This window comes from Curtobacterium sp. DN_7.5 (assembly GCF_022655355.1).
Classification (GTDB): domain Bacteria; phylum Actinomycetota; class Actinomycetes; order Actinomycetales; family Microbacteriaceae; genus Curtobacterium; species Curtobacterium luteum.
On sequence record NZ_CP093378.1, the window covers coordinates 210,269 to 226,074 of the forward strand.

A 15,806-nucleotide genomic window follows, 5' to 3' on the forward strand; every position below is an offset into this window, starting at 1 on the left:
TGGCGGGGCGGCCGGTCCCCCCGGCAGGAACCGGCACCCCGGACACCACCGCCCTGCCCCGGACACCCCCGCTCCGCCCCGAGCATCCCCGCACCACCGGAAGGAACCCCCATGCGCATCGGCATCGACGTCGGCGGCACCAACACCGACGCCGTCCTCATGGACGGCAGCACGGTCGCCGCCGCCGTGAAACGGTCCACGAGCCAGGACGTCACCTCCGGCATCGTCGCGGCGCTCGCCGGCCTCCGCGAGCAGCGCGACTTCGGGTCGGCCGACGTCGACGGGGTCATGATCGGCACCACGCACTTCATCAACGCCCTCATCGAGGCGCGCGGCCTCGCACCGACCGCGGCCGTGCGGCTCGGCCTGCCCGCCACGGCCTCGCTGCCGCCGTTCACGGACTGGCCAGCACACCTCGTCGGAGCCGTGCAGGCCCGCGCGTTCCTCGCACACGGCGGACACGAGTTCGACGGCCGCGTGATCTCCGAGCTGGACCCCGACGAGCTGAAGCGCCACGCCGCGGCCATCGCCGCGGCGGGCATCCGCTCCGTGGCGATCTCGTCGGTGTTCTCGCCGATCAACGACGAGTTCGAGCAGCGCGCCCAGGAGATCCTCGCCGCCGAGCTCGGTCCGGACGTGGCGTTCTCCCTGTCGAGCGAGATCGGCCGGATCGGACTCCTCGAGCGGGAGAACGCGACGATCATCAACGCTGCGCTCCGGGAGCTCGCGGACGGCATCGTCGACGGCCTGTCCGCGTCGGTGTCGTCGAGCGGCATCGAGGCCCCGCTCTTCCTCAGCCAGAACGACGGCACGCTGATGGACGTCGAGTACGCCCGCCGCTACCCGGTCGCCACCTTCGCCTCCGGCCCGACCAACTCGATGCGCGGCGCGGCCGTGCTGTCCGGGTTCGACACCTGCGCGGTCGTCGACGTCGGCGGCACCACGAGCGACGTCGGCGTCCTGACCGGCGGCTTCCCGCGGGAGGCGACCGGCGAGGTGGCCGTCGCCGGCATCCGCACGAACTTCCGCATGCCCGACGTGCTGTCGATCGGCATCGGCGGCGGTTCCCGCATCCGCGAGGACGGCGCACTCGTGGGACCGGACTCCGTCGGGTACCGCCTCACCCAGGAGGGGCTGGTCTTCGGCGGCGACACCCTCACCGCCACCGACGTCGCCGTGCGCGGCGGGCGCGGGGTGATCGGCGACGCCTCCCGGGTCCGGGGCGTCCCCGCGGAGGTCGCCGAGCGTGCCCTCGCGGTGATCGCGGACCGCGTCGCGGACGTCGTGGAGCGGATGCGGACGTCGTCGGCCCCGCTGCCGGTCGTCGCGGTCGGTGGCGGGTCGGTGCTGCTGCCCGACGAACTGCCCGGGCTCGGCACGGTCCACCGCCCCGAGCACTACTCCGTCGCGAACGCCATCGGCGCCGCGATCGCGCAGGTCTCCGGCGAGGTCGACAAGGTCTACGCCATCAGCGACGGCAAGCGGGCGAGCGTCGTCGACGAGGCCCGGCAGGAGGCCGTCGACCGTGCGGTCGCCGCCGGGGCGGACCCGTCGAGCGTCGCGATCGTCGACTTCGACGAGGTCCCGATCCCGTACCTGCCCGGCAACGCGACCCGCATCCGCGCGAAGGCCGTGGGCGACCTCGCGCTCGGGGCGCTGGTCCGATGAGCACGACCGAGGCCGCTCCGGTCGTGGGGACACGCCGCCGCCTCACGGAGATCGGCCCGGACTGCTCGGCCCTGGCGCGCGGCGCCGCGATCCTCGGCACGGGTGGTGGCGGCGACCCCTACATCGGCCGCCTGCTCGCCGAGGCCGCGGTCCGCGAGCACGGGCCCGTCCCGGTCGTCGCGGTCGAGGACCTGCCCGACGACGCGGTCGTGCTCAACGTCGCGATGATCGGCGCCCCCACGGTGATGGTCGAGAAGCTCCCCTCCGCCGGCCAGTTCGCCGAGGCGATCCGGAGCCTCGCGACGCACCTCGGGGTCACCCCGACGCACATCGCCTGCATCGAGGTCGGCGGCGTCAACTCCACCAGCCCGATCGTGGCCGCGGCCGAGCTCGGACTGCCCGTCATCGACGCCGACGCGATGGGCCGCGCCTTCCCCGAGGTCCAGATGGTCCTGCCGACCCTGTCCGGGATCAGCGCGACGCCGATGGCGCTCGCCGACGAGAAGGGCAACACCGCCGTCTTCGACACCGTCGACAACCGCTGGGCCGAGCGGCTCGCCCGGACCGCGACCGTCGAGATGGGCTGTTCGGCGATCACCGCGCAGTACGCGATGTCCGGCGCGCAGGTCAAGGAGTCGTACGTGCGCGGCAGCCTCTCGCGCTGCGTCGAGCTGGGCGAGGCCCTGGCCGACGCCCGCGCCGCCAACGAGGACCCGGTCGCCGCCGTCGCGGCGGTCCTCGGCGGCACCGTCGTCTTCGAGGGCAAGGTCGCCGACGTCGAACGGAAGACCGTGACCGGCTTCGCGCGCGGGACCGCCCGGATCGTGGGGTCGGGACCCGACACCGGCCTGGAGGCACGGCTCCGGTTCCAGAACGAGCACCTGCTGGTCGAGGTGGCCGGCTCGGTGCGCACCACGACCCCGGACCTCGTCGTCACGCTGGACGCCGAGACCGGCGAGCCGATCACCACCGAAGGACTCCGGTTCGGCGCACGCATCCGCGTCGTCACCGCGCCGGCCGACGAGCGGTGGCACTCCGCCGGCGGCCTCGGCCTGGCCGGCCCGACCTACTTCGGCTACGACACACCGGCGGTGCGCCACGACGGCACCGTCAGCGAAGGAGCGACCCGATGAGCTGGACCATCGACGTGGACGACCTGCCCGACCTCGCCCGCGGCGCCGCGCTGCTCGGCACCGGTGGCGGCGGCGACCCGACCATCGGGATGCTGCTCGTGAAGGCGGCGATCGAGGAGCACGGGCCGGTCACGATCCTCGACCCGTCCGAGCTCGACGACGACGCGCTCGTCATCCCGACCGCCCAGATGGGGGCACCGACGGTCGTGCTCGAGCGGATCCCCGCCGGGCCGGAACCCCTCGGCGCGCTCCGGCGGCTCGAACAGCACCTGGGCCGGACCGCGACGGCGACCATGCCGATCGAGTGCGGAGGCATCAACTCGATGATCCCGCTGCTCGTCGGCGCCACCGGCGGGCTGCCCGTCGTCGACGCGGACGGCATGGGCCGGGCGTTCCCGGAGCTCCAGATGGAGACGTTCTCGGTGTACGGGGTGCCCGGCTCCCCGCTCGCGATCAGCGACGAGAACGGGCACGGTGTCGTCATCGACACCGGCCACGACAACCGGCAGATGGAGTGGCTCGCACGCGGTGTCACGATCCGGCTCGGCGGTGTCGCCTACATCGCCGAGTACGCGATGACCGGTCGGCAGGTGAAGGACACCGCCGTGCCGCGGACCCTCTCGCTCGCGCTGTCGGTCGGCCGTGCCGTCCGGCAGGCCCGCGAGGAGCACCGCGACCCGGTCGCCGCGCTCGCGGAGGCGTTCAGCCAGACCATCTACACGCACCTGCGGGAGCTGTTCGACGGCAAGGTCGTCGACGTCGAGCGGCGCACGGTCGACGGGTTCGCGAAGGGTCGTGCCGTCGTGCAGGGCGCCGACGGTTCGGCGCTCGAGATCGCGTTCCAGAACGAGAACCTCGTGGCGCGTCGGGACGGCCGCCTGGTCGCGGTGGTGCCGGACCTGGTCTGCGTGCTCGACGCGGAGACGGCGGAGCCGATCACCACGGAGCGCCTGCGCTACGGGCAGCGTGTCCGCGTGATCGGGGTCTCCACGCCCGACCTCATGCGCACGCCGGAGGCCCTCGCCGTCTTCGGCCCGTCCTGCTTCGGCCTCGATGACGCGTTCGTGCCGGTCGAGGACCTGCACGACCGGGTGCCGGCGGGGGCGCGCTGAGGCGCGCCGATGCGCGAGGATCGCTGGTGTGCACCAGGGTGAGCAGCGTGACGGCGGCGTGACGGGCCTCCAGGCCGGCGACGTCGAGGAGTTCGGCCGCGGAACCGCCCTGCTCGGGTGCGGTGGTGGCGGCCAGGTCGACCACATGGTGCACGTGCTCCGACGGGCGATCGGCGACGGACAGGTCCCGGTCGTCGCCCTCGGACCGGCGACACGGTCCGTCGTGGCCGTCGGGCTCGTCGGGTCGACGACCGTGCTCGAGGAGAAGACGCCGAGCGGTCGTGAACTGCCCGACGCCCTCGCCGCCGTCGAACGGTGGACCGGTCGACGCGCCGACGCGGTCGTGGCGGCCCAGATCGGTGGGGTCACCGGGCCCGCCGCCGCCCTCACGGCCCACGCCGCCGGGCTGCCCCTCGTCGACGCCGACCTCGTCGGTCGGGCCACGCCGCGCATCGACCAGCTGTCCCTGTTCGTCGACCCGCTGCCCGCCGTCACGGCCGCCGCGGTGACCTCGAGCGGGCTCCGGATCGTCGTCGACGCGCCGGACCCGCGCGACCTCGAGACCGTCTGGCGCGAGGCCGTCTCGCACAGCGGCGGGTGGGCCGCCTTCGCGATCGGCCCGGTCGACCGCGACGTGCTCGCCGACCGGGCCGTCACCGGCAGCATCGGCCGGGCACTCCGGGTCGGTCGTGCGGCCGCGTCGGCGACCGGGGTCGACGACCTCGTGCGGCGGATCGGCGGGCGGCTCCTCGCCGAGGGCCGGGTGCTCGACGTCCAGCGCGGCGGCGACGCGGTGGCGTTCGTGCACGGGTCGATGGCGCTCCGCGACGCCCGCACCGGAGCCGTCGCGCGGATCGAGGCCGGCAGCGAGTGGGTCCACTGCCTCGTCGACGGCGAGCCGGTCGCGAGCACACCGAGCTGCATCGTCGTCGTCGACGCCCGGTCCCTGCGGCCCGTCTCGACCGATCGCGCACGGATCGGCGACGAGCTCGCCGTGCTCGTGCTCCCAGGGGCGCCGTGGTGGTGGGCCGAGCCGCGACGCACGGCCCGCGTGGCACCCCGCGCGTTCGGCATCGACGCCGACCCCGTCCCGGAGGTCGTCGCGTGATCCCCGTCGCCGAGTTCCTCCCGCTGCTCGGTGCGCAGGCGGTCGTGCTCGCCGGACCCGTCACCGGGCGGGTGTCCGTCGTCCGCGGGGTCGCCGGGACCCCGGCCGAGGTCGGTCGGACCATCACCGACGCCGACGACGCGGTCGTGCTGCTCTCACCGCTCGAGCGGTTCGACGCCCGGTTCGACGTGCTGCTCCGGCGTGCGTCGACGTCGGGCGTGCCCCTGCTCGTCGTCGCCCCCACGGACGACGCACCGCCGGTCGGTGCCGGGACGGCCGCGCTCGCGGACCGGCTCGGTGTCACCGTGGTGGGCACCGCGGACCCCTGGGCGGCGTCCGTCCGACTGCACGAACTCATCGGGACCGGCGACGCCCCCGCGGCCCGCGCCGCCCTCACCGCGGCGCGCGTCGGGCTCGACGCCGGACCCGAGCTCGAGGACCTGTTCACCCGGCTCGAGTCCGGCCTCGGGCACGCCCTGCGCTTCCTCGACGCCTCCGGACGGGCGCTCCGCGGTGCTCCGGTCGCGCCGTCGACCGCCGCGCTCCTGGCGCGCACGTCCGGCACGAGCGAACCGGTGTGGGCGTCGGACGACACGGGTGAGACGGTCGTCGCGGTGCCGGTGCCGACCGGCATCGGCGCGCGGGCGTGGCTCGCGGTCGGGCTCACCGCGCCGCTCCGGGCCGAACGGGCGACCGTCGCGACCGCGCTCCGGGTGGCAGCGGTCGCCACCGGACACCGCCTCGTCCTCACGCGGCTCGACGACGAGCGCGACGCGCGGTACCGGATGGCGATGCTCGACGACCTCCGGGCGGCGGACGGCGCACCGGCCCCTGCGCTCGTGCAGCGCACCATCGCAGCCGGGTGGCGGCTCGACGCGTGGCACGTGGGCATCCGGCTCGTGGCGGCGCGCGGCTCCGGGGAGGCGGTGGACGCGGTCGCCCTGCGCGGGGCGGTGGAGTCGGCCTTCGCGGCGCACGACCTCGCCGTCACGGTCGTCGAACAGGCCGACGGGTGGGCGCTGTGGACCTCCGCCGAGGACGAGCTCGACCAGGCCGCCGTCGCCGCGCTCGCCGCCGGTGCCCGCGCGGCCCAGAACACCCTGCGGCAGGCGGTCGACACGAACGTGGGCGTCGGGAGCGTGCACGCCGGCCCCGCGGGACTCCTCCGGACGCTCGGCGAGGCCGGCGACGCGGTCCGTCTCGCCGCGGCCCGACCCGAGTCCGGCTGGTTCGTGCACGTCGACCGGCTCGGGCTCGCCCAGCTGCTGCTCGCGTGGACGCAGACCGACACGTTCCTCCCGGCGGCGGAGCAGCTCCTCGCGCCGCTCGAACAGGGCGGTGGGGCGCTCCGGGAGACCCTCGCGGCCTACCTCGACGCCGAGTCGTCGATCGCCGAGACCGCTGCGGTGCTCGGGGTGCACCGCAACACCGTGGCCGACCGCATCGACCGGGTGGAGCGACGGCTCCGGGTCGACCTGTCCGACCCGGAGACCCGCCTGGCGCTGCACCTGGCGACGCGAGCGCTCGGCGGTGCGTGAGCGGACCGTGCGCCGGACCGCCGGACCGCCGGACCGCTGGCCTGCCGGTCTGCTTCCGGACCGCGGGCCTGCCGGACTGCCGGACCGCCGGACCGCCGGCCTGCTTCCGGACCGCGCCGGGAACGGACCGGAGGCCCGTGGCGGGTTCGCCACGGGCCTCCGGTTGCGTCACACGGTCACGCCGTCAGGCGTGCGCACTCACGCTGAAGCGGCCGCCTCGTCACGGTGCGGGAGCTTCCAGCCCGGGCGCACGAAGTGGCACGTGTACCCGTGCGGGTGCTTCTCGAGGTAGTCCTGGTGCTCCTCCTCGGCCTCCCAGAAGTCACCGGCCGGCTCGACCTCGGTGACGACCTTGCCCGGCCAGATCCCGGACGCGTCCACGTCGGCGATCGTGTCGAGCGCGACCTGGCGCTGCTCGTCATCGGTGAAGAACACCGCGGACCGGTAGCTGCGCCCGACGTCGTTCCCCTGGCGGTCCTTCGTCGACGGGTCGTGGATCTGGAAGAAGAACTCGAGCAGGTCGCGGTACGAGATCTGCGACGGGTCGAAGACGATCTCCACGGCCTCGGCGTGGTCACCGTGGTTGCGGTACGTGGCGTTCGGGGTGTCGCCCCCGGAGTAGCCGACGCGCGTGCTGATCACGCCCGGGCGGCGACGGAGGAGCTGCTGCGCTCCCCAGAAGCACCCGCCGGCGAGGATGGCGGTCTCGGTGGTGGTCATGCTGGCCTCCTGGGCTTCGTCGTTGCCGCTGGCTGCGGCATCACCCGGTGCAACCGGCGACGGCTGCCGACTGTTCCCGCGGTCAGTCCATCGTGCCCGGGGCCCGGCGCGGACGGAGGGCTGCCGTCCAGCCGAGGGACGTCACCCCCGCGCCGACCAGGGCTTTCGCGAGCCCGCCGAGCACGAAGGGGTACAGGCCGTACTCGAGGGTGTGCCGCAGGTCGAGGCCGAGCGCCACGGCGAGCCAGACCATCCCGACGGCGAAGGTGGCGACCGTGCCGAGGGCGAACGACAGCAGCGCGGCAGTGAACCGGCGGTCGCCGAACCGCTCGGCGACCCGACCCACGAGCGCGGCCGCGGCGACGAACCCGAGCAGGTACCCGCCGCTCGGACCGAGCAGCACGCCCGCGCCGGACGCGCCGTCGGCGAACACCGGCAGTCCGACGAGCCCGAGCAGGACGTAGAGGACCATCGACAGCGCGCCACGCCGGGCCCCGAGGGCGCTGCCGACGAGCAGGACGGCGAGGGTCTGGCCGGTGATCGGCACGGGCCAGAGCGGGACGGACACCTGGGCGGCCCCGGCGGTGAGGAGGGCTCCGCCGACGACGAGCGCGGTGCTCACGGTGGCGGTCCTCGGGAGCAGGGCGTCGGCGAGGGGACGGGGTCGGGCGATCGGGCTCATGGCGGTGGTCACGGGGTCCTCCACGTGGTCGGGGCGTTCGGGGCACCCGCGCAGGGCGCGGGCACGTGGCGGGGCACCCGCGCAGGGCGCGGGCATGTGGCGCGGGCGTGCGGCGCGGGCCTCCGGCGTGGGGGCTCGGTCGGGGTGGTCGACGTCAGACGGCGACCGTCGCGAGGAGCGACGCCGCGTCCCGCTGCGCGGCGTCCACCGCGGCGGGGTCGAGGCCGCACACCCGCAGGCAGCTGCTCGTGATGGCGGTGCGGTCGTGGTCGCCCACCTCGCCGACCCGGCGCAGCTGGATGACGGTCTCGACGAGCTGGATGAGGATCCCGCCGAGCTGGGCCGCTGCGACGGTCCGGGCCACGTCCGGGCTCGCCGCGAGCGTGCCGAGGCGGCCGTACACGTCCTGCAGCGCCTGTCGGTCGGCACGGAAGCCGGCGAACCGCTCGCCCTGGGCCTCGGGCAGCAGGTAGAGCGTGCCGACGTTGTGCGGGGTGCGCGCCAGGGTGCCGACGTCGAACGCGACGAGCGCGGCGAGGGCCACGGCCGCCGGGACCGACCGGGGGACCCGTTCGTCGAGCTCGCGGGCGACCACGAGGCTCGGGCGGACGGACGTCTCGAGCAGTTCGACGAGCACGTCGTCCTTGCCGGCGAAGTGGTAGTACAGCGACGCCTGCCGGATCCCGACGCGGTCCGCGATCGCCCGTGTCGAGGTCGCCCCGAACCCGTGTTCGACGAACAGCGCGGCGGCGGCGTCGAGGACCTGGTCGCGGGGGCTCAGTGCCGAGGAGGCGTCCGGGACGGCTCGCGGTCGGCCCGGGCGGGCGGGGCGGTCGTCGGCGGGCACGGTCCCATCCTCGCAGGCCGACCTCATGCGGGTGCTCCGGCCGGCTGCTCCCGGTACGCGCGCCACCCGCCGTGGTGGGTGATGTCCTCCGCGCCCTCGACCGCGTACGGCTCGACGAGGAACCCGGTGACGTCCGAGCCGTCGTCGAGCGTCACGGTCCCGATCGTCATCGGCGCGGGCAGTGCGGCGACGAAGGTGGCGAAGCCCCGCGCGGGCAGGCGCCAGACCTCGCCCGCGATGCCGGTCGCCGTGTCGGTGGTCGCGGTGTCGGTGGGCGTCTCGTCGGGGCGGTGGACCAGTCCGGGCTTCGGCGGCACCGTGTCGAGCGCGTACAGCCGGTAGTCCGGTGCCGTGCGGACCTCGCGCACGAAGGTGCCGCCGGCCGCGACGAGCTGCCCGTTGAGCGGCTCGTCCCGGAGGTGCGCGCCGACGACGAGCAGGTCGACGGTCGGGTCCGCGAACGCCGCGGCGAGGGCCGCGAGGCGGCGGTCGGTGAACGCCGGGCCGGTGAGCATCACCCCGAACGGCAGCCCGTCGACGAACCCGGCGGGGACGGCGAGAGACGCCATGTCGAGCAGGTTCGCGAAGTTCGTGTAGCGACCCATCCGGCTGTTCGCACCCACCGGGTCGGCGGCGACCTCGGCGAGCGTCGGGTGCCACGTCGTCGTCGGGGTGAGGAGCGCGACGGTGCCGTCGAGGGCGGCGCGTCCGGCCGCCCCGAGCGTGTCGAGGCGCTCCTGGTCGGCGAAGAGCTCCGCGGCGGTGGGGCGGGCGCCGCCGAGCACGATCGACGCGACGGTCGGGTCGAGGTCCTCGCCGACCCGGTCGCGGTGCGCCTCGATGTGCGCGCCGACCGCCGCGTACCGCTCGGCCACGAACGCGCCGTCGTAGAGCAGGGTCGCGGCGTCGAGCAGCGGGGCGATGTCGACCTCGACGACCTCGTGCCCGAGGGCCCGGAACCGGTCGACGGCCCGCTCGAACGCCGACGCCCAACCCGGTGCCAGGCCCTCGAGCTGTGACGGCAGGGGCACGGCGATGCGGGGGACGGCGGGCAGGTCGGCCAGCGCGAGGTCGGCGCGGGCGAGGGGGTCGCGGCCGTCCGGTCCGGCCATCAGCTCGGCGGCGGTCCGCGCGAGGTCGAGGGACCGTGCGAACACGGTGACGCAGTCCTGCGACCGGCAGGCCGGCACGACACCGGTGTTCGGGACGAGCCCCTTGGTCGGCTTCACCCCGACGAGGTGACCGAGCGCCGCCGGGACCCTGCCGGAGCCGGCGGTGTCGGTGCCGAGTGCGAAGTCGACGACGCCGAGCGCGACCGCGGTGGCGGAGCCGCTCGACGACCCGCCGGAGATCCGCGTCGGGTCCCAGGCGTTCCGGACGGCGCCGAAGGGGGACCGCGTGCCGACGAGGCCGGTGGCGAACTGGTCGAGGTTCGTCTTGCCGACGACGACCGCACCGGCGGCCCGGAGCCGGGCGACCGCGGTGGCGTCCTCGTCCGGTGTGTACGCGTAGGACCGGGCGGCCGCAGTGGTCGGCAGGCCGGCGACGTCGATGTTGTCCTTCACCGCGAAGAGCAGTCCGGCGAGGGGGAGCGACGGGTCGACGGCCGACGCCTCCGCAGCGACGTCCGCCCGGTCACGCAGCGCGATCCAGACCTCCGGTCGGTCGACGGCCCCGATCCGGTCGAAGGCGTCGTACACCCGAGCAGCCGCGTCGCGGGCCCCGCTCACGCCGCCGCTCCGATCGCGGCGAGGACCTGCCCCGGCGCCACCTGGTCGCCCGGCTTGATGTAGACCTCCAACACGTGTCCCTCCACCGGTGCGTGCACCATCGACTCCATCTTCATCGCCTCCACGGCCAGCAGCTTCTGGCCCTCGTCCACACGGTCGCCCGGGCGGACGTCCACCTGCCACACGGTCGAGGTGAACGGCGCGGTCACCGCGGTCGCGCCGGCCGGCAGGACCACCTCGTCCGGCAGCACCACGGCGGGCTCGTCGCGGACGTCGAACTCACCGGAGGCGCGCCAGCGCTCCTTCTCCTCGTCGAACGCCCGGGCCTGCTGTGCGCGGAAGTCGGCGATGGACGACGCGTTGGACGCCAGGAACCGGTTGTACGAGGCGATCGAGAACTCACCGTCGACGGTCTCGAAGTGCCCGCGTCCGGCGTCCGTCTCGGCGCGGAGCTCGAGCAGCTCCTCGGCCCCGACCGGGTACCACTCGATCCGGTCGAAGAACCGCAGCGCCCACGGGTCCTCCTGGAACAGCCCGCCGCGGCGGAACCGGTTCCAGATCTGCACGGTGCGGCCGACGAACTGGTAGCCGCCCGGCCCCTCCATGCCGTAGATGCAGAGGTACGCGCCGCCGATGCCGACCGAGTTCTCGGCGGTCCAGGTCCGCGCGGGGTTGTACTTCGTCGTGACGAGCCGGTGCCGGGGGTCGAGCGGTGTCGCCACCGGGGCGCCGAGGTACACGTCGCCGAGGCCGAGCACGAGGTAGCTCGCGTCGAACACGGTGCGGAACACGTCGTCCACGCTGTCGAGCCCGTTGATCCGCCGGATGAACTCGATGTTCCACGGCGTCCACGGTGCGTCGTCCCGCACACCCGCCATGTACCGCTCGATCGCCAGCCGGGTCGCCGGGTCGTCCCACGACAGCGGCAGCTTCACGGTCCGTGAGGGCACGACGAGCTGGTCGGTCGGCGGGATCTCGTCCTCGAGCTCACGGAGGAGCCCGGCCATGGTGCTCGCCTTCAGCACGCTCGTGTCGGTGTGCACCTGCAGGGACCGGATGCCGGGCGTGACGTCGACGATCCCCGCCGGTGCCTCCTCCTGCAGCTTCGTCATGAGCGCGTGCACCCGCATGCGCAGTGCGATGTCGAGCGTCATGTCGCCGTACTCGACGAGGACGTTGTCGTCGCCGTCGCGCCGGTACGCGACGCTCGGACGTGCGTCCGTCGCGTCGAGGCGCGCCAGGACGCCGTCGTCGCCGTCACCCCCGGTGCGCGGCACCGACCGGGAGGCACGGTGCGCGTCGAGCGCGGCGGCGTCGGCCTCGCGGACGGGGACGAACCGCACCGTGTCACCGGGGCGGAGCTGGCCCAGCTTCCAGAGGTCGCCGCTGGCGACGACCGCGGGGCAGACGAACCCGCCGAGCGAGGGGCCGTCCGGTCCGAGGATGATCGGGGTGTCCCCGGTGAAGTCGATCGCACCGACGGCGTACGGGGTGTCGTGGATGTTCGACGGGTGCAGCCCCGCCTCACCGCCGTCCGTCCGCGCCCAGCCCGGACGGGGGCCGATCAGCCGGACCCCCGTGCGTGCGGAGTTGTGGTGGACGACGTAGTCGGTGGCGTAGAAGACGTCGAGGTCGTCGCGCGTGAAGAAGTCGGGGGCGCCGTGCGGGCCCTCGGTGACGGCGACCTCCCACGCGTCGGTCAACGCCGTGCGGCGGTCGGCCGGGGTCGGGCCGCCGACGAGGCCGAGCCGGGCACCCGCGGGGAACGCCGGGTGCGGGGCGTCGGCGTCCGGTGAGCCGGGCCGCAGGACGTCCCCGGCCAGGAGCGCACGGCCGGCGTGACCGCCGAACCCGCCGAGGGTGAACGTGGCGGTCGAGCCGAGGTACTGCGGCACGTCGAACCCACCGCGCACCGCCAGGTAGGCCCGGAGCCCCGGGCCCACCGCGGTCCCGACGGCGATGGTCTGTCCGGCGGCGACCTCGACCGGCTCCCACATCGCGACGGTCTCGCCGTCGAGCGTCACCGGCACCGGGGCGCCCGTGACCGCGACCACGGCGCTCGCCGAGAAGCGGAGGGTCGGTCCGGACGCGGTGACCTCGAGCGCGGGTGCGCCGTCCGGGTTGCCGACCGCCCGGTTCGCCTCGGCGAAGGATGCGCCGTCGAAGGGGCCGCTCGGCGGGACACCGACCTGCCAGTACCCGGTGCGGCCGGGGAGGTCCTGGATCATCGTCATGGTGCCGGGCACGACGACGTCGATGCGGGGGTCCGGGTCCTCGGTCTCGTCGAGCGTCGACGTCGAGTGCGTCGCGGTCCGGAGCTCGAGGTCGTCGGTGAGTGTGCGGAGGAGACCGGCGTTCGTCACGATCCCGTCGATCCGGGTGTCCGCGAGCCCGTCGCGGAGCAGGTCGAGGGCGTCGTCGCGGGTCTCGCCCGTCGCGATCACCTTGGCGAGCATCGGGTCGTAGAAGGCGGACACCTCGGAGCCGGTCTCGACCCACCCGTCGACCCGGAGGCCGGCACGGTCCGGGAAGACGGCCTGGGTGACGAGCCCGCTCGACGGCAGGGAGCCCTTCGCCGGGTCCTCGGCGTACACCCGGGCCTCGACCGCGTGACCGTCCGGCGTCCACTCGCGCTCGAACACGTCGTCGCCGATGCCGGCGGCGCCGTCACGGGCGAGCCGCAGCATGAGCTCCACGAGGTCGACGCCGAAGACCTCCTCGGTCACCGGGTGCTCGACCTGCAGGCGCGTGTTGACCTCGAGGAAGGACGCCTCCTCGCGCACCGGGTCGTAGACGAACTCGACGGTCCCCGCGCTGCGGTACCCGACGCTCTCGGCGAGCCGACGGGCGGACGTGTGCAGTGCCTCCCGGACGGATCGGGGGAGTGCCGGGGCCGGCGCCTCCTCGATCACCTTCTGGTTCCGGCGCTGGAGCGAGCAGTCGCGGTCGCCGATCACGGCGACGCGACCCTCGCCGTCACCGAAGAGCTGGACCTCGACGTGGCGCGCCGGCCGGACGAGCCGTTCGAGGAAGATCCCGGCCGAGCCGAAGGCGGCGGCCGCGGTCCGTTCGACACTCGCGTACGCCGTACGGACCTCGTCGAGCGTCGCGCACGCCTGCATGCCGATGCCCCCGCCGCCCCCGGTGGCCTTGAGCATGACCGGCAGGCCGATGCGTCCGGCCTGGTCGACGGCGTCCTCGACGCTCGCGAGCAGCCCCGTGCCGGCGAGCATCGGGACGCCCGCGGCGGCTGCGAGTTCGCGTGCGGTGTGCTTGGCGCCGAACTGGACGATCTGGTCGGCGGTCGGGCCGACGAAGCGGATGCCGGCCGCCTCGCAGGCAGCGGCGAACTCGGTGTTCTCGGAGAGGAAGCCGTAGCCGGGGTGGACGAGTCCGGCGCCGGTGTCGACCGCGGCCTGGACGACCGCCTCGATGCGCAGGTACGACTCGCGAGCGGGCGCGGGGCCGAGCCGGACCGCGGTGTCGGCCTCGCGGACGTGCGGGGCGGCGCGGTCGGCGTCCGAGTAGACGGCGACGGTGCGCATGCCGAGCGCCTTCGCGGAGCGGATCACGCGGCGGGCGATCTCGCCGCGGTTGGCGACGAGGACGGTGTCGGTGGAGAGCGGGGGTGTCACGGTGTCGGTCCCGGTGGGGTCGGGCGCGGTGGTCACGGCTGGACCACGATCATGCGCAGCGGCGTGCAGGAGAAGTCGTTGCAGGGGTTGTTCATCTGCGGGCAGTTGGACACGATCACGAGGACGTCCCGCTCGGCCCGGACCGCGACGCGCTTCCCGGGGGCGCTCATGCCGTCGACGATGCCGAGGGCGCCGTCCTCCTCGACGGGGACGTTCATGAACCAGTTGAGGTTCGACACGAGGTCGCGGGCACCGAGCCCGTGGCGGCCGGCCTCGGCGAGGAAGTTCTCGCGGCAGCCGTGCTGGTACTGCGTGTGGTGGCCGTAGCGGAGCGTGTTCGACTCCTTCGAGCACGCCCCGCCGATCGTGTCCTGCCGGTCGATCTCGTTGCCGACGACCGTCATGAGCGGCCGGCCCTCGTTCGACATGAGGACCGTGCCGGTGCGGACGTAGGCGTTGCCCTGGGCGACGAGGGTGTCGGGCACGCTGTACCGCTCGTCTGGGTCGGACGCGTCGTAGAGCAGGCAGTCGGCGCTCTGGTTGCCGCCGACGTCCACGATCGTGAGGACCTCGCCGGCGCGGACCACGGCGGACCAGGGTGCGAGCGGTGCCACCCGGTCGTCGCGGACGACGGTCCCGGGGACGAGGGACGTGCCCCAGTCGAGCGGTACGTCGGGCGCATGGACAGCGCCGACGGGGACGGAGGTGGTCAGGGTCGCGGTCATCACAGGCCTCGCGCTTCCGCGTAGTCGATCGAGTTGAGGTGGGCGCGGTGCAGCTCGGGCGTCGCCGTGGCCCGCGGGTCCGTCGCCGCCGTGGCCGACCCGCGCCAGGCGTGCACCCGGAGCGGACCGACGGTGTACCCGGGGCGCGGGTCGAGCGGGTGCGCGACGTTCGCCACGAGGACGAGCAGCGGCAGCTCGGCGACGAGGGTGACGTGACGGTCCGGCCCTGCGGAGCCCGTCGGCGTCAGGGTGCCGTCGGGCTCGACGTGGACGCCCTGGAAGAACGAGACACTCGGCGGCAGGTCCCGCTTCGACAGGCCGTGCTTGGCCGCCGCCTTCGCGAACAGGGAGCGGCCGCTCGGGCTCGGTCCCTCGGGAGCGGCGTCGCCGTACTTCCCGTCGTTCCACGCGTCGGTCGACGTCCCGCAGAAGGCGTCGTGCTGCCCGGACGTGTCCTCGACGATGCTCGCGAGGACGCGTCCGTCGCCGCTGAGGAGCGGCGAGCCCTGCCCGAGGTACGCCTGCCACGGGATCTTCTGCGTGTCCGCGACGTTGAGGCGTTCCCACGGCTCGAGGGCGTTGAACACGAGGACGTTCGCGCACGCGTCGCCGGTCGGGTCGTCGAACCGGAACCGGGTCCCCCGCGCGAGCACCCGGTGCGTGTAGCCACCAGGGGCCACCGTCTCGGCCCACACCAGTTCGGTCGGGTCGACGCCCTCGGGGGTGAACGGGGACGTGGACGCGGGGAGGTACGGCATCCAGTCGGAGGTCGCGCCGCCCTGGGCCCGGGCGTCGGAGCGCGAGGCGGTCACGCTGTCGGTCTGGTGGAGGTCACGCACGGTGGTGCCTTTCGGTGGTGCGGGTGCTGCGGGGGTGCGGGCGGTGCGGGAGGGGCCGGTGCCGGTGCC

General features: G+C 74.5%; 12 protein-coding genes. 5 read left to right on the plus strand and 7 right to left on the minus strand.

Annotated features, from left to right (window positions below):
• Positions 1-111 precede the first annotated feature (111 nt).
• Genes MON03_RS01040 through MON03_RS01060 form a run of 5 tightly spaced genes read left to right on the plus strand, consistent with a single transcriptional unit; the run spans position 112 to position 6,559 of the window.
• Positions 112-1,668, plus strand: a complete 1,557-nt coding sequence (locus MON03_RS01040) for a hydantoinase/oxoprolinase N-terminal domain-containing protein (RefSeq protein WP_175327935.1) — start codon at positions 112-114, stop codon at positions 1,666-1,668.
• Positions 1,665-2,801: an S-methyl thiohydantoin desulfurase family protein gene (locus MON03_RS01045; RefSeq protein WP_242089958.1), complete on the plus strand. Its 1,137-nt coding sequence runs from the start codon at positions 1,665-1,667 to the stop codon at positions 2,799-2,801. Before MON03_RS01040 ends, MON03_RS01045 begins: the two co-directional genes overlap by 4 nt.
• Positions 2,798-3,913 (plus strand): S-methyl thiohydantoin desulfurase family protein, encoded by a 1,116-nt coding sequence (locus tag MON03_RS01050; protein ID WP_175327933.1) that lies wholly within the window; start codon positions 2,798-2,800, stop codon positions 3,911-3,913. Before MON03_RS01045 ends, MON03_RS01050 begins: the two co-directional genes overlap by 4 nt.
• A gap of 28 nt (positions 3,914-3,941) precedes the next feature.
• Positions 3,942-5,021 (plus strand): DUF917 domain-containing protein, encoded by a 1,080-nt coding sequence (locus MON03_RS01055; protein WP_242089961.1) that lies wholly within the window; start codon positions 3,942-3,944, stop codon positions 5,019-5,021.
• Entirely contained in the window at positions 5,018-6,559 is a 1,542-nt protein-coding gene (locus MON03_RS01060) for a PucR family transcriptional regulator (protein ID WP_242089963.1), read from the plus strand. Before MON03_RS01055 ends, MON03_RS01060 begins: the two co-directional genes overlap by 4 nt.
• 198 nt (positions 6,560-6,757) lie before the next feature.
• Here the strand turns inward: MON03_RS01060 and msrA are convergent, their stop codons facing one another.
• From msrA to MON03_RS01095, 7 genes are all read right to left on the minus strand, one after another.
• Positions 6,758-7,279 carry a peptide-methionine (S)-S-oxide reductase MsrA gene (msrA, locus tag MON03_RS01065; RefSeq protein ID WP_242089965.1) on the minus strand — a complete coding sequence of 174 codons (522 nt, stop codon included), beginning with the start codon at positions 7,277-7,279 and terminating at the stop codon, positions 6,758-6,760.
• Positions 7,280-7,361: 82 nt separating this feature from the next.
• Positions 7,362-7,973: a biotin transporter BioY gene (locus tag MON03_RS01070; RefSeq protein ID WP_242089968.1), complete on the minus strand. Its 612-nt coding sequence runs from the start codon at positions 7,971-7,973 to the stop codon at positions 7,362-7,364.
• A 142-nt stretch (positions 7,974-8,115) separates the two neighbouring features.
• Entirely contained in the window at positions 8,116-8,808 is a 693-nt protein-coding gene (locus tag MON03_RS01075) for a TetR/AcrR family transcriptional regulator (protein WP_229727954.1), read from the minus strand.
• 23 nt (positions 8,809-8,831) lie between these two features.
• Positions 8,832-10,538, minus strand: coding sequence for an allophanate hydrolase (gene atzF / locus MON03_RS01080; RefSeq protein WP_242089970.1), 1,707 nt, complete (start codon positions 10,536-10,538; stop codon positions 8,832-8,834).
• Complete coding sequence (gene uca / locus MON03_RS01085; protein ID WP_242089972.1) at positions 10,535-14,209, minus strand: urea carboxylase; 3,675 nt, start codon at positions 14,207-14,209, stop codon at positions 10,535-10,537. Before uca ends, atzF begins: the two co-directional genes overlap by 4 nt.
• Positions 14,206-14,898: an urea amidolyase associated protein UAAP2 gene (locus MON03_RS01090; protein WP_242089973.1), complete on the minus strand. Its 693-nt coding sequence runs from the start codon at positions 14,896-14,898 to the stop codon at positions 14,206-14,208. The genes uca and MON03_RS01090 overlap by 4 nt, the downstream gene beginning before the upstream one ends.
• A complete protein-coding gene (locus tag MON03_RS01095; protein ID WP_242089974.1) occupies positions 14,898-15,737 on the minus strand; it encodes an urea amidolyase associated protein UAAP1 in 840 nt (279 codons plus the stop codon). Before MON03_RS01095 ends, MON03_RS01090 begins: the two co-directional genes overlap by 1 nt.
• Positions 15,738-15,806 lie beyond the last annotated feature (69 nt).